Below are 24,813 nucleotides of genomic sequence, written 5' to 3' on the forward strand. Positions count from 1 at the left end.
CTTCTCGTTTCTCCCTGTCCAACCGCCGCTACGCCGGGTGAGCGTCGGGGCGGCCACGAAGTGGTGTGGGGAATCCCCCGCGTGTGTCGGCACGGAACGGACCGCGTACGCCGGTCGGCGACGCGGTCCGTCTGCACGCCTTACTTCGCGTCGGTGTCGCCGTCGCTCTTCTCGTCGGCCTTGGCGTCCTTGGCCTCGGGAGCGGTGTCGCCCTCGTCGGCCGCGTCCTTCTTGCCCAGGTCGATCTTCGCGTCGCCGTCGGCCACGACGTCCGTCTCGGCCTCGGTGAGCGAGGAGGCGTCGTCCGGCACGACGGGGGTGTCGGTCTTCAGGTCACCGTCACCGTGGACGATGCGGTTGTACTCGTCGTCGTCGAGGACGGCGCCGACGGCGTTCTTGGCGTACACGGCGTGGACGCCCGGAGCGACCTCCAGGAGGACCGTGTCCTCGCCGACCTCCTTGACGGTGGCGTACATCCCCCCGATCGTCCGTACGCCGGTTCCGGGCTGCATCTGGTTGCGCATTTCCACCGCCTGCTGCTGCTTCTTCTTGGCAGAGCGGGTCATCAGGAACATGGCCCCGATGAGGACGATGAACGGCAGGAGAGTCACGATACTCACGGGACGACAAATCCTTCGCACGGTCGCGGGGAGTGCCGCGGCCTGATCTTCGGGGGTGGGTACGCCGACCTGAAGGGTCGGCATCGGCGGAGTCTAGGCGAGTCCGCATCAATGGAACAACGCCCAGCATGGCACCGCGGTTCCTGGCCCGGCGAGTCTCCTCGCCGTCACGCCCCGAAGAGCCCCTGTTGTCCCCTTCCCGGGCCGCCTGCCTGCGGCGGTACGAGGCCGAGATGCGCCCATGCGGCGGGCGTGGCGACCCGCCCGCGCGGCGTGCGGGCCAGCAGGCCCTCCCGTACGAGGAAGGGTTCGGCCACCTCCTCGACCGTCTCGCGCTCCTCCCCCACGGCCACGGCGAGGGTGGACAGGCCGACCGGTCCGCCGCCGAACAGCTTCAGCAGGGCCTCCAGTACCGCCCGGTCCAGCCGGTCCAGGCCTCGGCCGTCCACCTCGTACACCTTGAGCGCGGTGGCGGCGATGTCGCGGGTGATCAGGCCGTCCGCCTTGACCTGGGCGTAGTCGCGGACGCGGCGCAGCAGGCGGTTGGCGATACGGGGTGTGCCGCGGGAACGGCCGGCGATCTCGGCGGCGCCGTCGGCCTCGATCTCGACGTCCAGCAGCTGGGCGGAGCGGTGGATGACGCGCTCCAGCTCGGCCGGGGCGTAGAACTCCATGTGGGCGGTGAAGCCGAACCGGTCGCGCAGCGGAGGCGGCAGGAGGCCGGCGCGGGTGGTGGCGCCGACGAGGGTGAAGGGCGGCAGCTCCAGGGGAATCGCGGTCGCGCCCGGTCCCTTTCCGACGATGACGTCGACCCGGAAGTCCTCCATCGCCATGTAGAGCATCTCCTCGGCGGGCCGGGACATCCGGTGGATCTCGTCGAGGAAGAGGACCTCTCCCTCCTGGAGGGAGGAGAGGATCGCGGCGAGGTCGCCGGCGTGCTGGATGGCGGGGCCGGAGGTGATGCGGATGGGGGCGCCCATCTCCGCGGCGATGATCATGGAGAGGGTGGTCTTGCCGAGGCCCGGGGCGCCGGACAGCAGGACGTGGTCGGCGGTGGCGCCACGGGCCAGGGCGGCCTTGAGCACCAGGTCCAGCTGCTCCCGGACCCTTTCCTGGCCGACGAACTCGTCCAGGGACTTGGGGCGCAGGGCCGCCTCGACAGCCTGGTCCTCACCGTCGGCGGACGCCCCGACGAGCCGGTCGGCGGCGGCGTCGGCGGCGGCCGGCGTGCTGCTGGTGTCGTCGTACCGGTTCACTGCGGATTGCCTCGCGTGGTCATGGCGGCGGAGCCGCGCGGATGGTGGTCTGCCGGCCGGTCCAGCACACCCGGCCGGCGGGCGGACCCCCGGCGCGGGGCACTGGGCGGGGTGGCGGCGTCCACCCGGACGGGCACGGGCTCGTGTGCGGCGGGGCCGCTGCGGGCGTGGACCGACCGGCCCCGCCGGGCGGCCACCCCTCCGCCGACCGTGCCGCCGGTGCCGCCGGTGCGGCAGCGTACGGGCGCGCGGGCCGCGCCCGTACGGGGGCACGGGGCGGGGCGGGGGCACGGGGCGGTGCCGTGCACTGCGGGCGGGTGGGCCACGCCGGGGCGGTGCCCTGCCGCCGGGTCGGCCGGGCCGGGGCGGGGGCACGGGGCGGTGCCGTGCCCTGCCGCCGGGTGGGTCTGGCCGGGGCGGTGCCCTCCAGCCAGGTGCGCCGGGCCGGTGCGGGGGCGCGCGGACGGGGGCGGGGCGCCGTCTCCGAGGCCGGCGCTCCCCCGGACGGGCATGGTCGGCCAGGCCGGATGGGCCTTGCTGGCGGCCGGGGCGCCGGTGCGGTGGCTTACGGGCGGGTTCCCGGAGCCGGTGCGGGGGGCCGGGACGGTGGCGGGGGTGGCGGACTTGGGGGTCATCGGGTGCGGTTCAGGGTCTGGAGGGCGGCCTTGAGGAGCTGCCCGATCTGGGGAGCGGCGCCCGACGCCTCCGCCTGGGGGGTGACGGCGGCCACCGCCTCGTCGGCCTCACGGGTGGCGTACCCCAGGCCGATCAGCGCGGCGTGCAGCTGGTCACGCCAGGAGGCGGTGACCGCCGTACCGACGCCCTGGCGGCCGATGTGGGCGGCGCCCACCGGTTCGCCGAGCCGGTCCTTCAGCTCCAGCAGCAGCTTCTGCGCGCCCTTCTTGCCGATGCCCGGCACCGCCGTCAGCGCCTTCTCGTCGCCGGACGCCACCGCGACGCGCAGCGCGTCCGGGCTGTGCACGGCGAGCATGGCCTGGGCCAGGCGTGGGCCGACGCCGCTGGCGGTCTGGAGCAGCTCGAAGACCTGCCGCTCGTCGTCGTCGGCGAAGCCGTACAGGGTCAGGGAGTCCTCCCGTACGACCAACGACGTGGCCAGCTTGGCTTCCTGACCCACCCTCAGCTCAGAGAGGGTGTTCGGCGTGCACTGGACGGCCATGCCGATGCCGCCGACCTCGATCACGGCGGTGGTCGGGGCGAGCGCGGTGACCGGGCCGGAGACAAAGGCGATCATGCGAGGTGGCCTTTCCTTGCGTGGTGTGCGGCGACCGCCTGCTGGAGGCGGTTCTGGGCGGGGGCCCGCCAGATGTGGCAGATGGCGAGGGCCAGCGCGTCGGCGGCGTCGGCGGGCTTGGGAGGGGCGTCGAGCCGGAGCAGCCGGGTGACCATGGCGCCCACCTGGGCCTTGTCGGCGCGGCCGCTGCCGGTGACGGCGGCCTTCACCTCACTGGGGGTGTGCAGCGCGACGGGGATGCCGCGGCGGGACGCGCAGAGCATGGCGACGGCGCTGGCCTGGGCGGTGCCCATCACCGTACGCACATTGTGCTGGCTGAACACCCGCTCCACCGCCACCCGTTCGGGACGGTGCGCATCCAGCCATTCCTCGATGCCGCGCTCTATCGCCACGAGGCGGTGGCCGATGTCCGCGTCCGCGGGGGTGCGGACGACGCCGACGCCGAGCATCGTCAGCGGTCGTCCGGCGACGCCTTCGACGACGCCGATCCCGCACCGGGTCAGCCCTGGGTCCACCCCGAGAACGCGCACGCCGCCACCCCTCCTTCGCTCATCAGTTTGTGCAGGCTATCGGGTGGCACTGACAACACCGCGGGCCGGCAAGGGGTGTGTCCCCTGCCGGCCCGTCGCGTGTGCGTGGATCAGGCGTCGACCTTCGCCATGACGTCGTCGGAGACGTCGAAGTTGGCGAAGACGTTCTGCACGTCGTCGCTGTCCTCCAGCGCGTCGATCAGCTTGAAGATCTTGCGCGCGCCCTCCTCGTCCAGCTCGACCTGCATGGTCGGGACGAAGTTGGCGTCGGCCGAGTCGTAGTCGATACCGGCCTCCTGGAGGGCGGTGCGGACCGCGACCAGGTCGGTGGCCTCGCTGATGACCTCGAAGTTCTCACCGAGGTCGTTGACCTCCTCGGCGCCCGCGTCCAGGACCGCGCCGAGCACGTCGTCCTCGGTCAGCTCGCCCTTGGGCACGATCACGACACCCTTGCGGTTGAACAGGTACGACACCGAACCCGGGTCGGCCATGGAGCCGCCGTTGCGGGTCATGGCGACGCGTACGTCGGAGGCGGCGCGGTTGCGGTTGTCGGTGAGGCACTCGATGAGCACCGCGACACCGTTCGGGCCGTAACCCTCGTACATGATCGTCTCGTAGTCGGCGCCACCGGCCTCCAGGCCGGCACCGCGCTTGACCGCGGAGTCGATGTTCTTGTTGGGAACCGAGCTCTTCTTGGCCTTCTGGATGGCGTCGTAGAGGGTGGGGTTACCGTCCGGGTCGCCGCCACCGGTGCGGGCCGCGACCTCGATGTTCTTGATCAGCTTCGCGAAGAGCTTGCCGCGCTTGGCATCGATCACGGCCTTCTTGTGCTTCGTCGTAGCCCATTTAGAGTGGCCGGACATCTGCCTGTCTCCTTCGCGTAACCAATTTCTGAACGAACCCCAGAGATCCTACCGGGATCGGGTCAGGCCGCCGTGCGCACCATGTCGACGAACAGGGCGTGCACCCGGTGGTCGCCCGTCAGTTCCGGGTGGAACGACGTGGCAAGGGCGTTGCCCTGCCGTACGGCGACGATGTGGCCGTCGTGCTCGGCGACGACCTCGGCCTGGGCACCGACCGACTCGACCCACGGGGCGCGGATGAAGACGCCCTCGACGGGGCCGCCGTCGATGCCGGCGACCTCGACGGCCGCCTCGAAGGACTCGTTCTGGCGCCCGAAGGCGTTGCGGCGGACGATCATGTCGATGCCGCCGAGCGTCTCCTGGCCCGAGCGCGGGTCGAGGATCTTGTCGGCGAGCATGATCATGCCGGCGCACGTGCCGTAGACGGGCATGCCCGCCTTGATGCGCTCGCGCAGCGGGTCCATGAGGCCGAACAGCTCGGCCAGCTTGGAGATGGTGGTGGACTCGCCACCGGGGATGACCAGGCCGTCGACCTCGGCGAGCTCCTCGGGGCGCCGGACCGGCCTGGCCACGGCGTCCGCCGCGGCCAGGGCGATCAGGTGCTCACGTACATCGCCCTGGAGAGCCAGGACACCGATGAGCGGAGTGGTCATTACCAGCCCCGGTTCGCGTAGCGCTCGGCCTCGGGGAGGGTGTCGCAGTTGATGCCGACCATGGCCTCGCCCAGGTTGCGGGACGCGTCCGCGATGATCTTCGGGTCGTCGTAGAAGGTGGTGGCCTTCACGATGGCGGCGGCACGCTTGGCCGGGTCGCCGGACTTGAAGATGCCGGAGCCGACGAAGACGCCCTCGGCGCCGAGCTGGCGCATCAGCGCGGCGTCGGCCGGGGTGGCCACGCCACCGGCGGAGAACAGCACGACCGGCAGCTTGCCGAGCTCGCTGACCTCCTTGACGAGCTCGTAGGGGGCGCGCAGCTCCTTGGCGGCGGCGTACAGCTCGTTGTTGTCGAAGCCGCGCAGCTTGGCGATCTCGTTCTTGATCTGGCGCAGGTGGCGGACGGCCTCGACGACGTTGCCGGTGCCGGCCTCGCCCTTGGAGCGGATCATGGCCGCGCCCTCGGCTATGCGGCGCAGGGCCTCGCCCAGGTTGGTGGCGCCACACACGAACGGCGTGGTGAAGGCCCACTTGTCGGAGTGGTTGACCTCGTCGGCCGGGGTGAGGACCTCGGACTCGTCGATGTAGTCGACACCGAGGGACTGCAGGACCTGGGCCTCGACGAAGTGACCGATGCGGGACTTGGCCATGACCGGGATGGAGACCGCGTCGATGATCTCCTCGATCATGTTCGGGTCGGACATCCGGGCCACGCCGCCGTCCTTGCGGATGTCGGCCGGGACCCGCTCGAGAGCCATGACGGCGACGGCGCCGGCGTCCTCGGCGATCTTGGCCTGCTCGGCGTTGACCACGTCCATGATCACGCCGCCCTTGAGCTGCTCGGCCATGCCACGCTTGACGCGCGCGGTGCCGGTCTCGGGGGACTGCGGGGTGGTGGTGCTGGACACGGATGGACCTCACTCAAGAAACGGGGCGGTTTCAACTACACCGAGGAAACCCGGGCCACCCAGTCCACATCAAGGGCCAATAGTCACCTGGTGGCTCGTTTTCCCGAGGTCAGCTGCTGCCCGGCCGGTCCGCCAGGGCCGTCGGCGGCTCGTCGTCCATCTCGAACGCCAGCGGGAACGGGGCGTGCCCCGCCAGCCGGAACCAGCGCACCGTACGGTGCCTGCGCAGCGCCCTGGCCGCCCGTACGGCGTCGTTGTGGAACCGGCGGGCCATCGGCACCCTGCGCACCGCCGCCGCGAGCTCTCCGGCCGCCTGCTCGCCGCCCGGGGCCTCCCGTACCGCCTCCACCTGCTCCGGCTCGCCGAACACCGCCCGCAGCGCCTGGCTGAGCTCGCTCTCGGCGACCTCCCGCTGCTCCTCCTCCGCCTGCCGGGCCGCGTGCGCGGCCTCGTACAGCACGATCGACGCCGCCGGGTCGAGCACGCCCGAGGTGGCCAGCTCCTGGGCGACCGAGGCACGGCGCAGCAACTGCGCGTCGAGCGCGGCGCGGGCGGCGTCGATCCGGGCGTGCAGCCGGTCGAGCCGCCCGGCGGTCCAGCTCAGGTACAGCCCGATGGCGACCAGGGCGACGACGATCCAGATGAGGGTTTCGATCACGGGCGCAAAGGCTACCGGGGAGCCGGCGGGTCCCCTTCCCACACCGACCGGTCGTGCGCGAACAGGACGCGTCGCGGCCGGAACTCGGCGATCCGTTCCAGCCAGGGCGGCCACGGCCCGCCCGACCCGGTGCCGCGGGCCATCTCGTCCGAGGCGTACTGCGACGCGAAGTCGTACGCCTGCCCCGCGAGCACGACCGTGCCGCCGTCCCCGGACACGACCAGCGACTGGTGCCCGGCCGTGTGCCCCGGCGTCGGTACGACGTGGATCCCCGGCCACACCTCGGCCTCGCCGTCCAGCTCCTCGTAGCGGGCCCCGGGGAAGTCCACCAGGGCGTCGATCGTGTAGTCGCCCGCGCGGGCGGTGGCCAGTTCCGTGCGCTGTACGAGGACGGGGCGGCCGGCCAGGAGCGGGTTGCCGCCGCAGTGGTCGAAGTGGAGGTGGCAGTTCACCACGAGGTCGATGTCGCCCAGCGCGACGCCCTCGGCGGCCAGCGCCGCCACGAGGCTCTTCCGGTGCGGCCGGTAATGCGCCTCCGCATCCGGATCCCCCTCCCCCACCCCGGTGTCGAAGAGCAGCAGCCCCTCCTCGTGCCGTACGAGATACGCGAGCACCGGCTCCACGCGCGGGTGCTCGGTGCCGGCCTCGGCGGCGGGGCGGACGAAGTGGCCCAGGTCCAATCGGCGAATATCCATGCGGGCCATGCTGACGGTCCGCACCCGGCGTCCGGCAAGGGGCGGGGCCGTGCAGGGTCGTCCCCGCAGAGGATGGCGGCGCCGTAACCGCTCCCGATCCGACGTACCCGAGGCCGCCGGCCTCGTGGGGGTGCCCCCTCTGGGGGAGAGACGAGCCCGGAGGGGCCACGCCCCCCACGCACCGGGGGTAGCCGCCGATCCGGCACCGCCCCCGGCGAACCGGGAAAGGGACACCGCCCCGTTCCGTTGTGCCCACCCGTTCCTCCCCCTAGGACTTCGTCCTGGGGGGACCCCCAGCGGAACGACTGCCCACAACGGGGAGGGGCGGCGGGACTCGGCGAGAACGACCGCCCACGACCGAGCCGGCACCGCCGCGCCTGCGGCCTGCCGGACTGCCCCTCGCACCGTCCCGCCTCAGTCCCGCGCCAGACCCCACCGCGCCCGGAGTCCGAGGCGCTCGTCGGTGGCGACCGACGCCGCGCCGTCCGTGACCGTCTCGTACACCGCCAGGATGTCCGCGCCGACCGTCGACCAGTCGAAGCGCCGCACATGGGCGCTGCCCCGCTCCCGCAGCTCCGCGCGCCGCGCGTCGTCGCCCAGCAGCCTGATCGCCGTCTTGGCGAGGGCGTCCGCGTCCTCGTTGGCGAACAGTTCGCCCGCCGCGCCCTGGTCCAGGACCTGCGCGAACGCGTCCAGGTCGCTGGCGAGCACCGGCGCGCCCGCCGACATGGCCTCGACCAGGATGATGCCGAAGCTCTCGCCGCCCGTGTTGGGCGCCACGTACACGTCGACGCTGCGCAGCAGCCGCGCCTTGTCCTCGTCGCTGACCATGCCGAGGAACTCCACGCGCCGCCGCATGTCGGCCGGCAGTGACGCGACGGCCTCCTCCTCGTCGCCCCGGCCCGCGACCAGCAGCCGGGTGTCCGGGCACGCGGCGAGGATCTTGGGGAGGGCCTTCATCAGCACCGGCAGGCCCTTGCGGGGCTCGTCGATCCGGCCGATGAAGCCCAGCGTGTCGCCCTGCCACTCCGCCTTCGGCTCGGCCTTGGCGAAGAAGTCGACGTCGACGCCGTTGGGGATGACGACCGCGTCGCCGCCCAGATGCTCGACCAGGGTCCGGCGCGCGTACTCGCTGACCGCGATCCGCGCGCTGATCTTCTCCAGCGCGGGCTGGAGGATCGGGTACGCGGCGATCATCGCCCGCGAGCGCGGGTTGGACGTGTGGAAGGTGGCCACGATCGGGCCCTGCGCCGCCCAGCAGGACAGCAGCCCCAGCGACGGCGAGGCCGGCTCGTGGATGTGGATCACGTCGAACGTGCCGTCGTGCAGCCAGCGCCGCACCCGCGCCGCCGACAGGAACCCGAAGTTCAGCCGGGCCACCGAGCCGTTGTACGGCACAGGGACGGCACGCCCCGCCGAGACGACGTACGGCGGCAGCGGCGTCTCGTCGTCGGCCGGGGCCAGCACGGACACCTCGTGGCCCAGCCGGATCAGGTGCTCGGCCAGGTCCCGGATGTGGAACTGGACGCCGCCCGGGACGTCCCAGGAGTACGGGCATACGATGCCGATCCTCACGCCGCCGGCCCCTTCTCGGGATCCAGGTCCGCCAGCCACAGCCGCTGCAGCATGTGCCAGTCCTCCGGGTGCTCGGCGATTCCGGTGGCGAAGGCATCGGCCAGCGCCTGCGTCATGGAGGACGTCTTCTCGTCCCGCGTACCTGTCTCGGGTACGTCGACGGGCGGATGGACCCGCCCCGTCATCGTCGACGCGTCGTCGTACCACAGCGTCACCGGCAGCAGCAGCGCGCCCGTCTGCTGTGCCAGCATCGCCGGCCCGGCCGGCATCCGTGCCGTCTCGCCGAAGAACGTCACCTCGACGCCCGACGCCGACAGGTCCCGGTCGGCGACCAGGCACACCAGCCCGCCTCCGCGCAGCCGCCGCGCCAGCGTCCCGAACGCCGAGCCACCGGTGTGCGGCAGGACCTCCATGCCCAGCGACTCCCGGTACGCCACGAACCGGTCGTACAGCGTCTCCGGCTTCAGCCGCTCGGCGACCGTCGTGAACGGCACGCCCAGCGCCCGGGTGACCCACACGCCCGCCAGGTCCCAGTTGGCCAGGTGCGGCAGCGCCAGGACGACGCCCTTGCCGGCGGCCAGGCCCTCGGTCAGGTAGTGCACGTCCTTGATGTCGACTGCGGCCTTGACGCGCTCCGCGCTCCACGTCGGCAGCCGGAACGACTCCATCCAGTAGCGCATGTACGAGCGCATCCCGGCCCTCGACAGCTCGGCCAGCCGCTCCGGGGAGGCATCCGGCAGCACGCGCGCGAGGTTGGACTCCAGGCGCAGTACGCCCTTGCCGCGCCGCTTCCACGCCGTGTCCGCGATACGGCGGCCGAGCCCGGCCGCCACCGGCTCCGGCAGCTTCTTCACGGCCGTCCAGCCGAGCCCGTACAGCGCGTCGGTCAGCCGCTCACCCACCGCGTTCATGTCGCCTCACTCCCCCTGGTACCGGAACCGCCCACCTCGGGGGGACCCGACGCCGCGTCCGCCTCCGCCGACTCGCGCCGTACCGTCACCACCCGCTGTCCCAGCGTCACCGCACTGCCCACGGCCACCGCCCACAGCGCGATCGGCAGCAGCACCTGGATGCCCGGCACACCGAACCCGTGCAACCCGGCCAGCCCCGCCGCCACCAGCGAGACGACGAGCCGCTCCGCGCGCTCGACGAGCCCGTTCACCGCCACCGGCAGGCCGATCGACTCGCCGCGCGCCTTGGTGTACGACACGACCTGGCCGCTCGCCAGGCAGAAGATGGACACGGCACACAGCACATTGTCGTCGCCCTGGCCCGCGTACCACAGCGCGAAGCCACCGAAGACGGCCCCGTCGGCGACCCGGTCCAGGGTCGAGTCCAGGAAGGCGCCCCAGCGGCTGGAGATGCCGGCCTGACGGGCCATGTTCCCGTCCACCAGGTCGGAGAACACGAACAGCGTGATGACGATCGTGCCCCAGAAGAACTCCCCCCTCGGGAAGAAGACCAGCGCGCCCGCCACCACGCCGGCCGTGCCGATGAGCGTCACGGCGTCGGGGCTGACCCCGCGGCGGAGCAGAAACGCGGCGAACGGTGTGAGAACACGCGTGAAAAACGCACGCGCGTACTTGTTCAGCATGGCCTTCCCGAGGGTCGGTGGGCCGCGCGGCCCCTACGGCCACCGGCTGGCCCATCGTAGCCAGGCAGGGGCACCCCCACCGCCGGGCACCCTGCTCCCGTCGCGGTGTCGGACGTATGGACGCAACCTGGCCTGAGTGGAAAGCTCGAAAGACGACCGCGGGCACCGCCGGAGCTGCCCAAGGAGGCTCCCCCGCGCCCGCGCCCCCCACCTCCACCGTGCACGCACCCCGCGCACTCGCGATCAGGAGGAAGAATCATGGGCGACAAGGCGAACGCACACCCCGGAGCCGCCGGCAGGGCAGTAACGGCCGACCAGCCCTCATCGGTACGGAATGTGGTGCTGGTCGGCCACAGCGGATCCGGCAAGACGACCCTGGTCGAGGCCCTCGCACTGACCGCCGGAGCGGTCAACCGGGCCGGCCGGGTCGAGGAAGGCGGCACGATCTCCGACTACGACGAGATCGAACACCGCCAGCAACGCTCCGTACAGCTCTCCCTCGTCCCGCTCGAATGGGGCGGGTGCAAGATCAACGTCCTCGACACCCCCGGATACGCCGACTTCGTCGGAGAACTGAGGGCCGGTCTGCGCGCCGCGGACGCGGCCCTCTTCGTCGTCTCGGCGGCGCAGGAGGCCGACGCGATCGCCGGGTCCTGCCGCATGGTGTGGGAGGAGTGCGCGGCGGTCGGCATGCCCCGCGCCATCGTCGTCACCCACCTCGACACCGCGCGCGTCGACTTCGACGAGCTGACCCGGGTCCTCGCGCGGATCTTCGGCGGTGACGACCCGGACGCCATCCTGCCGCTCTACGTGCCCGTGCTGGGCCCGCAGGCGCCCGACGGACACGCCCCCGCGACCGGGCTCGTCGGCCTGCTCACGCAGAAGATCTTCGACTACGCGTCCGGTGAACGGAAGGAGAACCCGCCCGACGACGCCCAGCTCCCGCTCATCGAGGAGGCCCGCAACCGCCTCATCGAAGGGATCATCGCGGAGAGCGAGGACGAATCCCTCATGGACCGCTACCTCGGCGGTGAGGAGATCGACCTCAAGACCCTCATCGACGACCTGGAGAAGGCCGTCGCACGCGGCACCTTCCACCCCGTCCTCGCCGCCGCCCCCGCCGCACCCGGTGCGAAGCAGGGCCTGGGCACCGTCGAACTGCTGGAGCTGATCACCCGCGGCTTCCCCACGCCCCTGGAGCGCGAGGCGCCCGCCGTCACCACCCCCGACGGCAAGCCGCGCCCCCGGATCACCTGCGACCCGGACGGGCCGCTGGTCGCCGAGGTCGTCAAGACCTCCTCCGACCCGTACGTCGGCCGGATCTCCCTGGTACGGGTCTTCTCCGGCACGCTGCGCCCCGACGAGACCGTCCACGTCTCCGGCCACGGCCTCGCCGACCGGGGCCACGAGGACCACGACGTCGACGAGCGGATCGGCGCCCTGTCCGCGCCCTTCGGCAAACAGCAGCGGCAGCTGAACCACTGCATCGCCGGCGACCTGGCCTGCGTGGCCAAGCTGTCCCGCGCCGAGACCGGCGACACGCTCTCCGCCAAGGACGACCCGCTCCTGATGGAGCCCTGGGCCATGCCCGACCCCCTCCTGCCGCTCGCCATCCAGGCGCACAGCAAGGCGGACGAGGACAAACTGTCCCAGGGGCTGGCCCGGCTCGTCGCCGAGGACCCCACCATGCGCCTGGAACAGAACCAGGACACCCACCAGGTCGTGCTGTGGTGCCTGGGCGAGGCGCACAAGGACGTCGCCCTGGAGCGGCTGCGCAACCGCTACGGCGTCCAGGTCGACGTCGTCCCGCACAAGGTGTCGCTGCGCGAGACCTTCGGCAGCAGGGCCGCCGGGCGCGGACGGCACGTCAAACAGTCCGGCGGGCACGGGCAGTACGCCATCTGCGAGATCGAGGTGGAGCCGCTGCCGCCCGGCTCCGGCATCGAGTTCGTCGACAAGGTCGTCGGCGGTGCCGTGCCGCGCCAGTTCATCCCGTCCGTCGAGAAGGGCGTACGCGCCCAGGCCGCCAGGGGCGTCGCCGCCGGCCACCCCCTCGTCGACGTACGCGTCACCCTCCTCGACGGCAAGGCCCACTCGGTCGACTCCTCCGACGCGGCCTTCCAGACGGCCGGTGCCCTGGCGCTGCGCGAGGCGGCGGGGGACGCCCGTATCGACCTCCTGGAACCGGTCGCCGAAGTCCAGGTCCTCGTCCCCGACGAGTACGTGGGGCCCGTGATGAGCGACCTGTCCGGCCGGCGCGGACGGGTCGTCGGCACCGAACAGGCGGGCCCGGGACGGACCCTCGTACGGGCCGACGTCCCCGAGATCGAGATCGGACGGTACGCCGTCGACCTCCGCTCCATCTCCCACGGCACGGGCCGGTTCGACCGCTCCTACGCCCGCCACGAGGCGATGCCTCCGCAGGTTGCCGAGAAGATCCGCGAACGCACCGAAAGCTGAGAACCATTGGCCGTGCCGTCCGCCCAACTCGGTTGCGGCGGGCGGCATTCCGCCGTCCCCTGACGCACGGCCGGTGACCCCGATAGGCTGGAGAGCCCTGCTCAGCAGGTGTGCGGGGCAGGGAGGTTGGGAAGGCCGCAGTGCGGGAGACACGCGGCACACGGGGACAGTCGGCACAGGTGGGGGCGGCGAAGTGACGATGGACAGTTTCAGCCCCGGGGCACAGGTCCCGCTCCAGGGCTCGGCCGGACAGACCGTGGCGACGCACGCGCTGGCCTCCGCCGCCTACCGGGAGAACGTCCCGGTGGACGAGATCCTCAAGGCCAACAACGAATGGCACGAGTCGACCGTCACCCCGGGCAAGTTCTCGCTCTTCAAACCCAACCTGGGCGAGGCGTTCTCCCGCGCCGTGCAGGTCCGGATGCTCGGCGGCGCCCGTAAACCGCTCATCCAGTCCTTCGGCACCGAACCCCAGCCGATCGTCGAGCACTGCCTGGCCGCCACCCGCATCCGCAAGCAGCGCGACAAGCTGCTGACCCTGATCACCGTCGTCTTCGGCGTGCTGTTCCTGCCCGGCCTGCTGGTGTGGCTGACCGTCTTCCAGCTGCGCCGCATGCTGGCCGGTGCCTCCGGCAGGCGTTCCGGCGCCCTGGGCACCCTGCTGCTCGTCGGGGTCGGCATCCTCGCCGTGCTGTTCCTCTTCCGGCTGCCGTTCACCGGCCTCCCGGCGCTCTACCTCCGCGCCATGTTCATCGCCCCGGTCATCGGCTGGTTCCTGGCCAAGCGGATCTGCGAATCCACCGCCAAGGACCTGCGCGCCCGCTGGGAGTCCCTCCTCAGCGGCGGTGGCGGCATGGGCCCCAAGATCCCCGAGGCCGTCCCGCACGACCCCAACGAGACCGCCGCCGAGGAGCTGCGCCAGCAGCTGGAGAAGCTCACCCTCGAGCAGCGCTCCAACGTCGTCTTCTACGCCGGCCCCAAGGGCATCCTCGGCATGGGCACCCGCTGGGGCAGCTGGCACCTCGCCGAGGAGCTGATCCCCAAGGACGGCAAGGAGATCCACGCCTTCCGCACCTGGGACGTCATCCGCCCCATCCACGACGAACTCAAGCTGCTGGAACGCGGCACGCTCAAGACCGGCTTCCCCACCCCCTCCGTCACCCACTGGATCGTCACCCCCGTGGCGGAAGGGGCCACGGAGGTCGCCCGTCCCGAGGGCGAGGACATCGTCGCGTACCAGGTCAAGCCGCACGAGATACAGCGCATCTGCAACGAGAACCAGTTCGGCAAGGGCAACCGGCACTACCTGGGCGTGCAGTTCGTCCTCTGGGACGGCCAGCTGGTGCTCACCATGATGGTCACCGTCACGGCCCTCCTGCACACGCTCCGTATCGAGGTCACCGGCCACGCGCTGGGCCCCGTGCACGGCCTCTTCACGACGAAGCCGGAGCCGAAGAAGAAGACCGTCTCCAAGACCGTCCGGTTCTGGGAGACCAAGGAGGTCCTGCTGCCGCTGATAGACAACGACGAGGTGGTACGCCTCGCCGTCCGGGCCCCGCTGACCTGGTTCCCGCCGGTCCTGGACTTCCTCGGCGGCAAACTCGTCCTGCCCGAGCCCTTCGGGCTGCGCCACGCCTGGGCCTCCCAGCCCTGGCGCCACCGCTTCATGGCCGACGACGCCATCCGCGCGGCCACACCCGTCATGCGGGCCGTGCACACCGCGACCATCAAGATGCTCGAAGAGCACGGCGTGGACACGGAGCGCTTCACCAACCGCTCGATGGTCCTCAGCGGCTTCGTCCAGGACCCGATGCCGAAGAAGGCGGACTCGTACGACGCGTGACTAAGCGGCGTGACTAAGCGGTGGGCCACGCCTCGGCCAGCATCCGGCGCGTGTCACCGAGGAGCTGCGGCAGCACCTTGGTGTGGCCGACGACCGGCATGAAGTTGGTGTCGCCGCCCCAGCGCGGCACGATGTGCTGGTGCAGGTGGGCGGCGATCCCGGCGCCGGCGGACGCGCCCTGGTTCATGCCGATGTTGAACCCGTGCGCCCCGGACGCGGCGCGCAGCGCCGTCATCGCCTGCTTGGTCATGACCGCCAGCTCGGCCGTCTCGGCCTCGTCCAGCTCCGTGTAGTCGGCCACGTGCCGGAACGGGACGATCATCAGGTGGCCGCCGTTGTACGGGTACAGGTTGAGGACGGCGTACACCGTCTCGCCCCGGGCGACGATCAGGCCGTCCTCGTCGGACTTGGCCGGGATGGTGCAGAACGGACAGCCGTCATCGGCACCGGGGCCGGTCGGCTTGTTCTCCCCCTGGATGTACGCCATCCGGTGGGGCGTCCACAGGCGCTGGAACGCGTCAGGCGTCCCGACTCCGATCTGCTGCTCCGGCTCAGTCGTCATGCGGGCCAGCATATTCGCTGGCGGTGACACGGGAAGCGTCGAGGGGCGGCCCCCTACCGGGACCGCCCCTCGTCAGCACGTCACACCTGTGCGCGGCGCTCCACCACGTCCACCAGCTTGGCGATGGCGTCCTCGCGCGGGATGCCGTTCTCCTGGGAGCCGTCCCGGTAGCGGAAGGAGACCGTGCCGGCGTTCATGTCGTCGTCACCGACGATGATCATGAACGGGACCTTCTGCTTCTGCTGGTTCCTGATCTTCTTCTGCATCCGGTCCGAGGAGGCGTCCACCTCGACCCGCAGGCCCTTCTTCTTCGCCTCGGCGGCGAACTCCTGCAGGTACGGGACGTGCGCGTCGCCGATCGGGATGCCGACCGCCTGGACCGGGGCCAGCCACGGCGGCATGGCGCCCGCGTAGTGCTCCAGCAGCACGGCGAAGAACCGCTCGATCGAACCGAACAACGCCCGGTGGATCATGACCGGCCGCTGCTTGGTGCCGTCCGGGCCGGTGTACTCGAGGTCGAACCGCTCCGGCAGGTTGAAGTCGAGCTGCACGGTCGACATCTGCCAGGTACGGCCGATGGCGTCCTTGCACTGGACCGAGATCTTCGGGCCGTAGAAGGCCGCGCCGCCCGGGTCGGGGGTCAGCGGGAGACCCTGCTTCTCGGCGACCTGCTGGAGGACGGCGGTGGCCTCCTCCCACACCTCGTCGGAGCCGACGAACTTCTCCGGGTCCTTGGTGGACAGCTCCAGGTAGAAGTCGGTCAGACCGTAGTCACGCAGGAGGTCCAGGACGAAGGTGAGCGTCCGGTCGAGCTCCTCCGCCATCTGCTCCCTGGTGCAGTAGATGTGCGCGTCGTCCTGGGTGAAGCCACGGGCGCGGGTCAGGCCGTGCACGACGCCGGACTTCTCGTACCGGTACACCGTCCCGAACTCGAACAGGCGCAGCGGCAGCTCACGGTAGGACCGGCCCCGCGCGTCGAAGATCAGGTTGTGCATCGGGCAGTTCATGGGCTTGAGGTAGTAGTCCACGCCCTCGTCGAGCTGCATGGGCGGGTACATGCCCTCGGCGTACCAGTCCAGGTGGCCCGACTTCTCGAAGAGCTTGCCCTTGGTGGCGTGCGGCGAGTAGACGAACTCGTAGCCCTCCTCCTCGTGCCGCTTGCGCGAGTAGTCCTCCATGGTCCGGCGGATGATGCCGCCCTTGGGGTGGAAGACCGCGAGGCCGGAGCCGATCTCGTCGGGGATGGAGAAGAGGTCCAGCTCGTTGCCGAGCTTGCGGTGGTCGCGCTTCTCGGCCTCGGCGAGGAAGTCCAGGTGGGCCTTCAGCTCGTCCTTGGACGGCCACGCGGTGCCGTAGATCCGCTGGAGCATCGGGTTCTTCTCGCTGCCGCGCCAGTACGCGGCGGCGTTCCGCATCAGCTTGAACGCCGGGATGTTCCGGGTGGTCGGCAGGTGCGGGCCCCGGCAGAGGTCCTTCCAGCACAGCTCGCCGGTCTTGGCGTCGAGGTTGTCGTAGATGGTCAGCTCGCCGCCGCCCACCTCGACGTTCGCGCCGTCGTCGGTGGACGCGGAGCCCTTGATGCCGATGAGCTCCAGCTTGTACGGCTCGCTCGCCAGCTCCTCGCGGGCGGCCTCGTCGCTCACCACCCGGCGGGAGAAGCGCTGGCCGCGCTTCTGGATCTCCTGCATCTTCTTCTCGATGGCCTTGAGGTCATCGGGGGTGAAGGGACGCTCGACGTCGAAGTCGTAGTAGAAGCCGTCCTTGACCGGCGGGCCGATGCCCAGCTTGGCCTCGGGGAAGAGCTCCTGCACGGCCTGCGCCATGACGTGCGCGGTGGAGTGGCGCAGGATGTTCAGGCCGTCCTCGGAGGAGATCTCGACCGGCTCGACGGTCTCGCCGTCCTTGATCTCGTACGCGAGGTCCTTCAGCTCGCCCGCCACACGGGCGGCCACGATGGTGCGCTCACCGGCGAAGAGGTCGGCGGCCGTAGTGCCCGTCGTCACCACGCGCTCTTCCCGCTCGGAATCGCGTTGGATGATCACACGGACGTCTGACACCGGTCTCTCCTGACTGAAGGGAAGCGCCGCGTTCACATCGCGCACGCAATACCGCATGGTACCGACGTGCCAGGCCCGCTTGCGAAACGGTTTCCCCCGGGCCGGTGCTCAGTCGCCGGGCCCGCACGCCTCCCCGAAGAAGCCCAGGTTCTCGTGGAGCGCCTTCATCAGCCGGTCCCGCTCCGCCTCGTCGACCTGCACCGGTACGACCCCGGAGGCGTCGGTCAGCCGCCGGAAGCCGCCCCGGCTCTCCAGCCGCCCCGCCACCCGGATGGGCAACCCGACCAGGTGCGCGTGCCCGGCCGTGCGGTAGGCGTCCTCGTCCAGCGCCACCCGTACGTGCGGCACCTCCGCCCCGGCCAGCACCCGCAGCCGTACCGTGCCCGCCCCGCGCGGGCCCGACCGGCGCATCCGTACCACCGTCCCGGTGATGCGCACCGGCACCGACGGCTCGTCCTGGAGGTAGCGGGCGCCCGCCTCCCGCAGCGCGGGCAGGTCGCCCGGCGAGAACTCGACCGGCTCGGGCCGGGCCGCGCACCCCTCCGGTACGCCGGCGGCGGGCGCCCACTCCAGGGCGATCCGGGCCCCTTCGGCACCGCGTACGAGGGAGATGAGCGCCTCGGTGAGCTCCCGGCTCACGCCCGCCCCGACGGCCGAGTCGAACGCGTCCGGCCTGCCGGTGGCCCGCTGGTAGTCGACGGCCTCGCGGGCGGCGTACAGCGCGTGGTAGAGGCGGGTGGTGACCGCCCGGCCGGGGTCGACGGGGACGAACGCGGTGAGGCCGCGCCCGCCGTGCGCCGCCCCGACCAGGACGCCCTCCAGCGAGGCCTGCGCCTGCCGCCGGTGCCGGGCGCCGTGGTAGCCGGCCCGGCCGCGCACCGCGAGGGCGCCGGCCAGGAGGACCTGCCGGGCGGCGGAGCGCAGCTGGTCCTGCACGGTCCACGGGACGGTGCCGGACGGGCCCTGGGGGACGTCGCGCCACCATCGGACCTCGTCGCTCGGCACGGTCAGGCCGACGAGTACCTCGCGAGCGGAGGGCGCGGCGCAGCGGGAGAGGGCGGTGAGGGCCTCGCCGAGGAGGTCCTCGCAGTCGGGGAAGGCGCGGCTCTCGGGTACGAGGAGGCTGGTCGCCCCGGCGCCGGGGCCGGGCGGGGTCCAGCGGCTGTAGCGCCCGGGTGTCCCACCGCGCCGCCGCCAGCCGTGCCGGTCCAGCAGGGCGCCGAGGACGAGGGGGTCGATCTGGGCGGGGTCGAGGGGGCCGCCCCGCGCCAGGGGCGGGGTCGTGGGGTGTGGCCGCATGGGCTCGTCGATCGGCCGGTGCATCAGGGTCTTCCTCCCGCCCCGACCCGGGTCATGATCTCGCAGAGCGCCCGGTCGTCGAATATCCGATTGGTGGGGATGCGCACGGTGGTGCGGCGCCTGCCGGTGACCGGGTGGCCCGCGAGGTTGGTCCAGTAGCAGCAGTGCCGCAGGTCGAGACGGTCGTGGCCGGCGCGCAACCACTCCTCCCGGGTCCTGGGCACGATCATCACGACCAGGATCTTGTGCACCGAGACGGGTGTGCGGGCCAGCTTCACCAGGTGGTCGTTGTCGAGCACGAAGGAGAACACGGGTCCGGCCGGGCGCGGTGGGATCTGGTACGTGCACTTGAGCTGCACCTTGATGGTGACTTCGTCGTCCACGGTGTGCCCGGGGGCGCTGTGGCTGACGTGCCAGTCGATGCCGTTGTCGGGAAAGGGCTGCGACAGCGAGCATCCGGCAGCGGCGGCGACCGCGTGCAGGTAGCCCACTTGGAGCGTCTCCATGCAGGCGGTGGTGGCGAGTGCGCCCCGCAGCGGTGCGGTCTGCTGGGGCAGCAGCCCCCCGTGTTCGGGCTGCGCGAGCGCCATGGCTCTTCGTGCCTTCCGGGATGGCTGTCGAGTGGGATCGCGTGGTCGACGGAGCGTCAGTTCGTACGCTCCTCACCTGTGTTGTCACCGCGTTGCGTACGGCGCAAACAGCCCGGGTATCACCGAAACGGGCAGGGGGACCACGCCATCTGCCAGCCATGCGCGAGGAGTTCGGGGATGACGCTCTGGTATGAAGGGCCCCTGGCCGCTTTTGACACGGAAACGACCGGAGTCGACGTCGAGGTGGACCGGATCGTCTCGGCCGCCGTCGTCGTCCAGGACGCGCCCGGCGGGCGGATCCGGGCCACCCGCTGGCTGGTGAATCCGGGTGTGCCGGTGCCGCCGGCCGCCACCGAGGTGCACGGCCTGACGGATGATCACCTTCAGCGCAACGGCCGTTGGCCGTCGCCCGTGATGGAGGAGATAGCGCGGGCGCTCGCCGAGCAGTCGGGGGCGGGCCGGCCGCTGGTGGTGATGAACGCGCCGTTCGACCTGACGCTCCTCGACCGGGAGTTGCGCCGCCACCGTGCCTCGTCGCTGTCCCGGTACATGCAGAACGTCTCGTTGTGCGTGCTGGATCCGCGGGTGCTGGACAAGCATCTGGACCGGTACCGCAAGGGCCGCCGTACGCTGACGGATCTGTGCGCCCAGTACGGGGTGGCGCTGGAGGGCGCGCACGACGCGGCGGCGGACGCGACGGCGGCGCTGGAGGTCGTCCGGGCGGTGGGGCGCCGGTTCGCGGCCCGCCTGGAGCGGCTGTCGCCGGCGGAGCTGCACACCTTGCAGGCGGTGTGGCACGCCGCGCAGGCGCGGGGCCTTCAGGCCTGGTTCGCGCGCAACGGTTCGGAGGAGGCGGTGGATCCGGCGTGGCCGCTGCGGCCGGAGGTGCCGGCGGCAGCCGCGTGACGAAGGTTCCCGGCGCACAAGCCCGGCGTACACCCGGCGTACAAAAAGGCCGACCCGTCGTTGACGGATCGGCCTTTCCCGGTGGGCGATACTGGGTTCGAACCAGTGACCTCTTCGGTGTGAACGAAGCGCTCTCCCACTGAGCTAATCGCCCGGGAACGCACTGAACCATACAGGTCCGGACCCGTTTCGTTCAAACCGTTTGCACGTGCGCGGCCAGCCCCCGGCGCCCCGCTCGCATCATCAGCGCGTGGTTGGCGAGGAAGAGCGGCCGGCCGGGGAGGGCGAGACGGCGCATCAGGGGCCGTTGGACGTCGACCTCCTGTTCGTAGAGGGCACGGGTGCGGCCGCCGTCGGGCGAGCTGAGGGTCCAGCGGGCCCACCCTTCGAGGTCGCCCGCGAGCGCGGTCTCCAGGACGCGCGCGGCGGGATCACGGCGCCGTTCGGTGAGGGTGACGACGATGTCGTACGGGAGGAAGGAGCGGAAGCGGGCGGTGCCGCTGCGCTCGTCGAGCCGGGTCACCTCGCGCACCTGCGGCCACCAGCGGGGATAGTCGTCCGGCCGCTCCAGGACCGTGTAGACGGTGTCCGGCGGGGCGGGCAGATCCCAGACGTCGCGGAAGCGGTAGTGGCACCAGTTCATGGTCGGAGTCTGCGCCGCCGGGCCGTACTCATGCCTCGTCTGAGTACGTACGCTCATGTGGGGCGGTGTGGCCGGGGCCACACTCCGCTCATGAACAATGTGCCGTCACCGGCCGATGAGCTGGTGATTCTGGACCGTGAGCTGGCTCGACTCGACGCCCGCCGCTCGCAGTTGCTCGCCCGCAGGGCGTGGCTGCTGAGCGTCCTGTACGCGCCGGGCGCCGCTTCCCCCCGTCCCGCGTCGCCCGTGTCGACGCCGGCCGTGGAGAGCACGCCGCGCAGTGCGCAGAACGTGCTGCTGGCCCTGGGCGGTGTGCTGTTGGCGGTCGCCGCGGTCGCCTTCACGCTGGTCAGCTGGGGCAGCATGGGCATCGGGGGCCGGGCGGCGGTGCTGGCCGTGGTGACGGCCGGGGCGCTGGCGGCGCCGGTCGTGCTGCTGCGCCGCCGGCTGGTGTCGACGGCGGAGGCGGTGGCGGCGCTGGGCCTGTTGCTGATGGTGCTGGACGCGTACGCCGTGCACCGGGTGGCGTTGCCGGGGGCGGACTCGCTGGGGTACGCGGCGGTCGCGTCGGCGGTGCTGGCGGCGCTGTGGGCGGCGTACGGCGTGGGCGTCGGCGGGCTGCGGGTTCCGCTGCCGGTGGCGGTGGTGGCCGGGCAACTGCCGTTGCCGTTGTGGGCGCTGGCGTCGGACGCGGGCGCGCTGACCATGTGCTGGGCCCTGCTGGCGACGGCGGGTCTCGACGTGGTGGTGGCGCTGCTGGCGCGCCTGGGAGCCGGGGTGCGCGTGGTGGCGTGTGTGTGCGCGTGCGTGACGGGCGGCTGGGCGGTGCTGGTCGCGGCCTGGTTCTCGGTGGTGGGCGGCGGGGCCGAGCCGGCCGGGCTGCTGCTGGTCGCGGCGGGGCTCGCGCTGTACGGGGCGTGGCGTGCGCCGGCCGCGGCGGAGGCGTGGGCGGTGGTGGCCGGGCTGGTGGCGGTCGCCGGTGCGGGCGCCCTGGTGCGGGAGGCGGTGCCGGAGGCGTGGGTGGTGCCGGGATACCTGCTGGTCGCGGTGGCGGTGTGCGCGGTGGCGGTACGCGGCGGGGTGCCGCGCGGGGTGGGGCGTGGCCTCGTGTGGGCGTCGGCGGGCGTGCAGGTGCTGGCGGTGGCGTGGGCGCTGCCGCAGGTGGCGGCCGCGCTGGCGGGTGTCCGGCCGGGTGTTCCATGGGCGGTGGTGGCCGTGCCGGCGACAGTCGCCGGGGTTCTGGTGACGCTGCGATCCGTGCCGGCGCGCTGCGGTGCGCTGGCCCTGGCCTGGGTGGCGGTGATGCCACTGCCGGAGGCCCTGTCGCTGCCGTACGCGGCCGTGGTGGGTGCCCGGCTCGTGCTGACGGGCGGGTTCCTGGCCCTGGCGGTGCGCCCGGCGCCGCTCGCCGTCCGCCTGTCGCCGCAGGTGTCGGCCACGGGCGCCCGCGGGTGGGACGCCCTGCTCCGGCCGGGCACCGCCCCTTCCGCGCCCGGAGGCGCCGGCGACCGCGTGGGACGTGACGCCCAGGAGGTCCTCGGGGACGCCGCCCTGGGCGGGGCGCTGCTGGGCGCGGTGGTCGTCGCCTTCGGCGCGTGGGGCACGGAGGCAGCCGCGGTCACCGTGCTCGGGGTGCTCACCGGGCTCTTCGCGGGCGCTGCGGTCCTCGCCAGGGGTCCGCGCCGGACGGTCGCGGCCTGTGCCGCCACGGTGGCGCTGACCGGGTTCGTGGGCACCGTCGCCACCGCGGTGGAACTGCCGGCGCACCTGACCGGCGTGGCGCTGCTGGCCGTGCCGGTGGGGACGGCGGCGCTCGGGGCGTGGCTGCGGCGCCACCCGGTCGCGGTGCCGGTGGAGCTGACGGGCGCGGCGGCCGGCGCCCTGGCGGTCGGGTTCGCCTCCGCGCGCCCGGCGGTGCTGGCGCTGGTGCTGGCCCTGTGCGGTGTGGTCGCGGCGGCCACGGCGGTACGCCCGGAGCGGCGCCCCGCGGCCGGGTACGCGGCCACGGCGCTGTTCGTCGCGGCGACCTGGGTGCGGCTGGCCGCCTCGGGGGTGTCCACCCCGGAGGCGTACACGCTCCCGGTGACGGTGCCCGCGCTCGTCGTGGGCGTGCTGCGCAGGCGCCGTGACCCGGCGGCGTCGTCGTGGACGGCGTACGGTCCGGGGCTGGCCGCGACGCTGGTGCCGAGCCTGGTGGCGGCGTGGGGCGACACGGACTGGCCCCGGCCGCTGCTGCTGGGGGTGGCCGCGCTGGCGGCGACCCTGGTGGGTGCCCGGCTGCGGTTGCAGGCGCCGCTGCTGCTGGGGGGTACGGTCCTGGCCCTGGTCGCGTTGCACGAGCTGGCGCCCTACGTGGTCCAGGCGGTGGGCGCGCTGCCCCGGTGGCTGCCGCCCGCGCTGGCCGGTCTGCTGCTGCTCGGGATGGGCGCGACGTACGAGCAGCGGCTGCGCGACGCCCGGCGGCTGCGCGAGACGGTGGGCAGGATGCGGTGACGTACGCCGAAGGCCCCGGAGACGAGAAGTCTCCGGGGCCTTCGGTCCGGGTGGTGGGCGATACTGGGTTCGAACCAGTGACCTCTTCGGTGTGAACGAAGCGCTCTCCCACTGAGCTAATCGCCCGGGCGCACCGCAAACATTACCGCATGTCAGCGGGTGCCCCCGACCACGTGCGAGGTCGCCGGTCAGATGTTCCAGGGCATGGCGAAGCCGTACTTCCAGAGGTACACGCCGATCAGCGCCGCCATGATCACCAGGCCGACCGTGGTGAGGATGATGTTGCGCCGCCGGACCTTGGGGTCGAGTGCGCGGTGCGCGGCCTCGGTGACTTTCCGCTTCGTCCAGCGGAGCACCAGCTGTGCCCAGACGAACTCGGTCGCCCAGATCGCCATGCCGCCGAAGATCACGACCCAGCCCGGCCCCGGCAGGACCAGCATGGCGGCGCCGGCGGCCACGACCGCCAGGCCGACGACGAACACGCCGACCTGCCAGCTGACGTGCAGCGTCCTTCGCGCCTTGATGAACTCGGGCGCCCGCGAACCCAGTGGCGGTTCGGCGGTCACCCCTTCCGTCACGTCCCCCGTGGCGGGTGCTGTGGTCACCGATGGGGCGACCTTCCCCCGCTCGTCACTCTCCGCGTTCATAAGGCCCAACCTACCCGACGCGGGCCGGACACCGGAATGGCGGTATAACGTCCGGTTGCACACCGCCATACGAGGTACCTCAAGGGCCACAAAACAGACAGAGGGGTTTACAACGGCACCGTAGGTGGCATGTCGATTTCGCCGACGTGCGAATCCCCGAGCGCACACTGAGCGAAAGGCCCTGGCGCTTATGAACACCACGGTCAGCTGCGAGCTGCACCTGCGCCTCGTTGTATCGAGCGAGTCCTCACTGCCTGTACCGGCGGGCCTGCGGTATGACACGGCCGATCCCTATGCCGTGCACGCCACCTTCCACACCGGAGCCGAGGAGACGGTCGAGTGGGTGTTCGCCCGCGACCTCCTCGCCGAAGGGCTCCACCGCCCCACAGGCACCGGCGACGTCAGAGTCTGGCCGTCCCGCAGCCACGGCCAGGGCGTCGTCTGCATCGCGCTGAGCTCCCCGGAGGGCGAAGCCCTGCTCGAGGCCCCCGCGCGCGCCCTGGAGTCGTTCCTGAAGCGGACCGACGCCGCGGTGCCGCCCGGCACCGAGCATCGTCATTTCGATCTCGACACGGAGCTCTCGCACATCCTGGCCGAAAGCTGAGGCCAGGCCGAGAGCCGCACGGCGCCGTCCGACTCGGGGCGACGGCGCCGCGCGGAGAGCTCGTACGGCCGTGAGCGGCCGGATACGGCGACACCGGCGCCGTCA

At 72.1% G+C, this 24,813-nt stretch carries 24 protein-coding genes and 2 tRNA genes; 5 read left to right on the forward strand and 21 right to left on the reverse strand.

Annotation, left to right across the window (positions count from 1 at the left end; all coding sequences use genetic code 11):
* Positions 1 to 140: 140 nt before the first annotated feature.
* The 13 genes from yajC to pgsA form a co-directional block, all read right to left on the reverse strand.
* On the reverse strand, positions 141 to 620 hold the full coding sequence (yajC, locus tag BKD26_RS09685; RefSeq protein WP_084897442.1) for a preprotein translocase subunit YajC: 480 nt from the start codon (positions 618 to 620) through the stop codon (positions 141 to 143).
* 167 nt (positions 621 to 787) lie between these two features.
* Positions 788 to 1,876 carry a Holliday junction branch migration DNA helicase RuvB gene (ruvB, locus tag BKD26_RS09690; RefSeq protein ID WP_084897443.1) on the reverse strand — a complete coding sequence of 363 codons (1,089 nt, stop codon included), beginning with the start codon at positions 1,874 to 1,876 and terminating at the stop codon, positions 788 to 790.
* The gene (locus BKD26_RS09695) at positions 1,873 to 2,511 is read right to left on the reverse strand and encodes a hypothetical protein (protein ID WP_084897444.1); all 639 of its coding nucleotides are present in this window, start codon (positions 2,509 to 2,511) and stop codon (positions 1,873 to 1,875) included. Before BKD26_RS09695 ends, ruvB begins: the two co-directional genes overlap by 4 nt.
* Positions 2,508 to 3,128 carry a Holliday junction branch migration protein RuvA gene (ruvA, locus tag BKD26_RS09700; protein WP_084897445.1) on the reverse strand — a complete coding sequence of 207 codons (621 nt, stop codon included), beginning with the start codon at positions 3,126 to 3,128 and terminating at the stop codon, positions 2,508 to 2,510. Before ruvA ends, BKD26_RS09695 begins: the two co-directional genes overlap by 4 nt.
* On the reverse strand, positions 3,125 to 3,658 hold the full coding sequence (gene ruvC, locus BKD26_RS09705; RefSeq protein WP_084897446.1) for a crossover junction endodeoxyribonuclease RuvC: 534 nt from the start codon (positions 3,656 to 3,658) through the stop codon (positions 3,125 to 3,127). Before ruvC ends, ruvA begins: the two co-directional genes overlap by 4 nt.
* 110 nt (positions 3,659 to 3,768) lie before the next feature.
* The gene (locus BKD26_RS09710) at positions 3,769 to 4,521 is read right to left on the reverse strand and encodes a YebC/PmpR family DNA-binding transcriptional regulator (protein ID WP_084897447.1); all 753 of its coding nucleotides are present in this window, start codon (positions 4,519 to 4,521) and stop codon (positions 3,769 to 3,771) included.
* Between the two features lie 62 nt (positions 4,522 to 4,583).
* Positions 4,584 to 5,174, reverse strand: a complete 591-nt coding sequence (gene pdxT, locus BKD26_RS09715) for a pyridoxal 5'-phosphate synthase glutaminase subunit PdxT (RefSeq protein ID WP_084897448.1) — start codon at positions 5,172 to 5,174, stop codon at positions 4,584 to 4,586.
* Positions 5,174 to 6,082 (reverse strand): pyridoxal 5'-phosphate synthase lyase subunit PdxS, encoded by a 909-nt coding sequence (gene pdxS / locus BKD26_RS09720; protein WP_073758122.1) that lies wholly within the window; start codon positions 6,080 to 6,082, stop codon positions 5,174 to 5,176. The genes pdxT and pdxS overlap by 1 nt, the downstream gene beginning before the upstream one ends.
* A gap of 109 nt (positions 6,083 to 6,191) precedes the next feature.
* Positions 6,192 to 6,740 (reverse strand): hypothetical protein, encoded by a 549-nt coding sequence (locus BKD26_RS09725; RefSeq protein ID WP_084897449.1) that lies wholly within the window; start codon positions 6,738 to 6,740, stop codon positions 6,192 to 6,194.
* Positions 6,741 to 6,751: 11 nt separating this feature from the next.
* On the reverse strand, positions 6,752 to 7,444 hold the full coding sequence (locus BKD26_RS09730; RefSeq protein WP_084897703.1) for an N-acyl homoserine lactonase family protein: 693 nt from the start codon (positions 7,442 to 7,444) through the stop codon (positions 6,752 to 6,754).
* A 405-nt stretch (positions 7,445 to 7,849) separates the two neighbouring features.
* The gene (locus tag BKD26_RS09735; RefSeq protein ID WP_084897450.1) at positions 7,850 to 9,010 is read right to left on the reverse strand and encodes a glycosyltransferase family 4 protein; all 1,161 of its coding nucleotides are present in this window, start codon (positions 9,008 to 9,010) and stop codon (positions 7,850 to 7,852) included.
* Positions 9,007 to 9,921: a phosphatidylinositol mannoside acyltransferase gene (locus BKD26_RS09740; RefSeq protein ID WP_084897451.1), complete on the reverse strand. Its 915-nt coding sequence runs from the start codon at positions 9,919 to 9,921 to the stop codon at positions 9,007 to 9,009. Before BKD26_RS09740 ends, BKD26_RS09735 begins: the two co-directional genes overlap by 4 nt.
* On the reverse strand, positions 9,918 to 10,604 hold the full coding sequence (gene pgsA, locus BKD26_RS09745; protein ID WP_084897452.1) for a phosphatidylinositol phosphate synthase: 687 nt from the start codon (positions 10,602 to 10,604) through the stop codon (positions 9,918 to 9,920). Before pgsA ends, BKD26_RS09740 begins: the two co-directional genes overlap by 4 nt.
* Positions 10,605 to 10,862: 258 nt before the next feature.
* Between pgsA and BKD26_RS09750 the strand changes: the two genes are divergently transcribed.
* Together BKD26_RS09750 and BKD26_RS09755 are read left to right on the forward strand one after the other, a co-directional pair.
* Positions 10,863 to 13,064: an elongation factor G-like protein EF-G2 gene (locus BKD26_RS09750; protein WP_084897453.1), complete on the forward strand. Its 2,202-nt coding sequence runs from the start codon at positions 10,863 to 10,865 to the stop codon at positions 13,062 to 13,064.
* Positions 13,065 to 13,263: 199 nt separating this feature from the next.
* Positions 13,264 to 14,907, forward strand: a complete 1,644-nt coding sequence (locus BKD26_RS09755; RefSeq protein WP_084897704.1) for a hypothetical protein — start codon at positions 13,264 to 13,266, stop codon at positions 14,905 to 14,907.
* 13 nt (positions 14,908 to 14,920) lie between these two features.
* Here BKD26_RS09755 and BKD26_RS09760 read toward each other — a convergent pair whose 3' ends face one another.
* The 4 genes from BKD26_RS09760 to BKD26_RS09775 form a co-directional block, all read right to left on the reverse strand.
* Positions 14,921 to 15,481: an HIT domain-containing protein gene (locus tag BKD26_RS09760; protein WP_084897454.1), complete on the reverse strand. Its 561-nt coding sequence runs from the start codon at positions 15,479 to 15,481 to the stop codon at positions 14,921 to 14,923.
* A 68-nt stretch (positions 15,482 to 15,549) separates the two neighbouring features.
* Positions 15,550 to 17,526 carry a threonine--tRNA ligase gene (gene thrS / locus BKD26_RS09765; RefSeq protein WP_084897455.1) on the reverse strand — a complete coding sequence of 659 codons (1,977 nt, stop codon included), beginning with the start codon at positions 17,524 to 17,526 and terminating at the stop codon, positions 15,550 to 15,552.
* Between the two features lie 108 nt (positions 17,527 to 17,634).
* Positions 17,635 to 18,852: a hypothetical protein gene (locus tag BKD26_RS09770; protein ID WP_084897705.1), complete on the reverse strand. Its 1,218-nt coding sequence runs from the start codon at positions 18,850 to 18,852 to the stop codon at positions 17,635 to 17,637.
* The gene (locus BKD26_RS09775; RefSeq protein WP_084897456.1) at positions 18,849 to 19,415 is read right to left on the reverse strand and encodes a DUF4365 domain-containing protein; all 567 of its coding nucleotides are present in this window, start codon (positions 19,413 to 19,415) and stop codon (positions 18,849 to 18,851) included. Before BKD26_RS09775 ends, BKD26_RS09770 begins: the two co-directional genes overlap by 4 nt.
* Positions 19,416 to 19,592: 177 nt before the next feature.
* Here BKD26_RS09775 and BKD26_RS09780 point away from each other — a divergent pair, with 177 nt between their 5' ends.
* Complete coding sequence (locus BKD26_RS09780; protein ID WP_084897457.1) at positions 19,593 to 20,321, forward strand: 3'-5' exonuclease; 729 nt, start codon at positions 19,593 to 19,595, stop codon at positions 20,319 to 20,321.
* An 82-nt stretch (positions 20,322 to 20,403) separates the two neighbouring features.
* Here BKD26_RS09780 and BKD26_RS09785 read toward each other — a convergent pair.
* Both BKD26_RS09785 and BKD26_RS09790 read right to left on the reverse strand, forming a co-directional pair.
* Positions 20,404 to 20,475 (reverse strand) — tRNA-Val (locus BKD26_RS09785).
* A gap of 39 nt (positions 20,476 to 20,514) precedes the next feature.
* Positions 20,515 to 20,964: an SRPBCC family protein gene (locus BKD26_RS09790; protein ID WP_084897458.1), complete on the reverse strand. Its 450-nt coding sequence runs from the start codon at positions 20,962 to 20,964 to the stop codon at positions 20,515 to 20,517.
* A gap of 90 nt (positions 20,965 to 21,054) precedes the next feature.
* Here BKD26_RS09790 and BKD26_RS09795 point away from each other — a divergent pair, with 90 nt between their 5' ends.
* Entirely contained in the window at positions 21,055 to 23,457 is a 2,403-nt protein-coding gene (locus tag BKD26_RS09795; protein WP_084897459.1) for a hypothetical protein, read from the forward strand.
* Between the two features lie 51 nt (positions 23,458 to 23,508).
* Here BKD26_RS09795 and BKD26_RS09800 read toward each other — a convergent pair.
* Together BKD26_RS09800 and BKD26_RS09805 are read right to left on the reverse strand one after the other, a co-directional pair.
* Positions 23,509 to 23,583 (reverse strand) — tRNA-Val (locus BKD26_RS09800).
* 62 nt (positions 23,584 to 23,645) lie between these two features.
* Positions 23,646 to 24,104, reverse strand: a complete 459-nt coding sequence (locus BKD26_RS09805) for a TIGR02611 family protein (RefSeq protein ID WP_084897460.1) — start codon at positions 24,102 to 24,104, stop codon at positions 23,646 to 23,648.
* Positions 24,105 to 24,294: 190 nt separating this feature from the next.
* On the opposite strand from BKD26_RS09805, the gene BKD26_RS09810 reads away from it, so the two are divergent.
* Complete coding sequence (locus BKD26_RS09810) at positions 24,295 to 24,708, forward strand: SsgA family sporulation/cell division regulator (RefSeq protein ID WP_003959770.1); 414 nt, start codon at positions 24,295 to 24,297, stop codon at positions 24,706 to 24,708.
* Positions 24,709 to 24,813: the final 105 nt, after the last annotated feature.

Origin of the sequence: Streptomyces sp. CB03238 (genome assembly GCF_002099185.1) — a bacterium.
Lineage (GTDB): Bacteria > Actinomycetota > Actinomycetes > Streptomycetales > Streptomycetaceae > Streptomyces.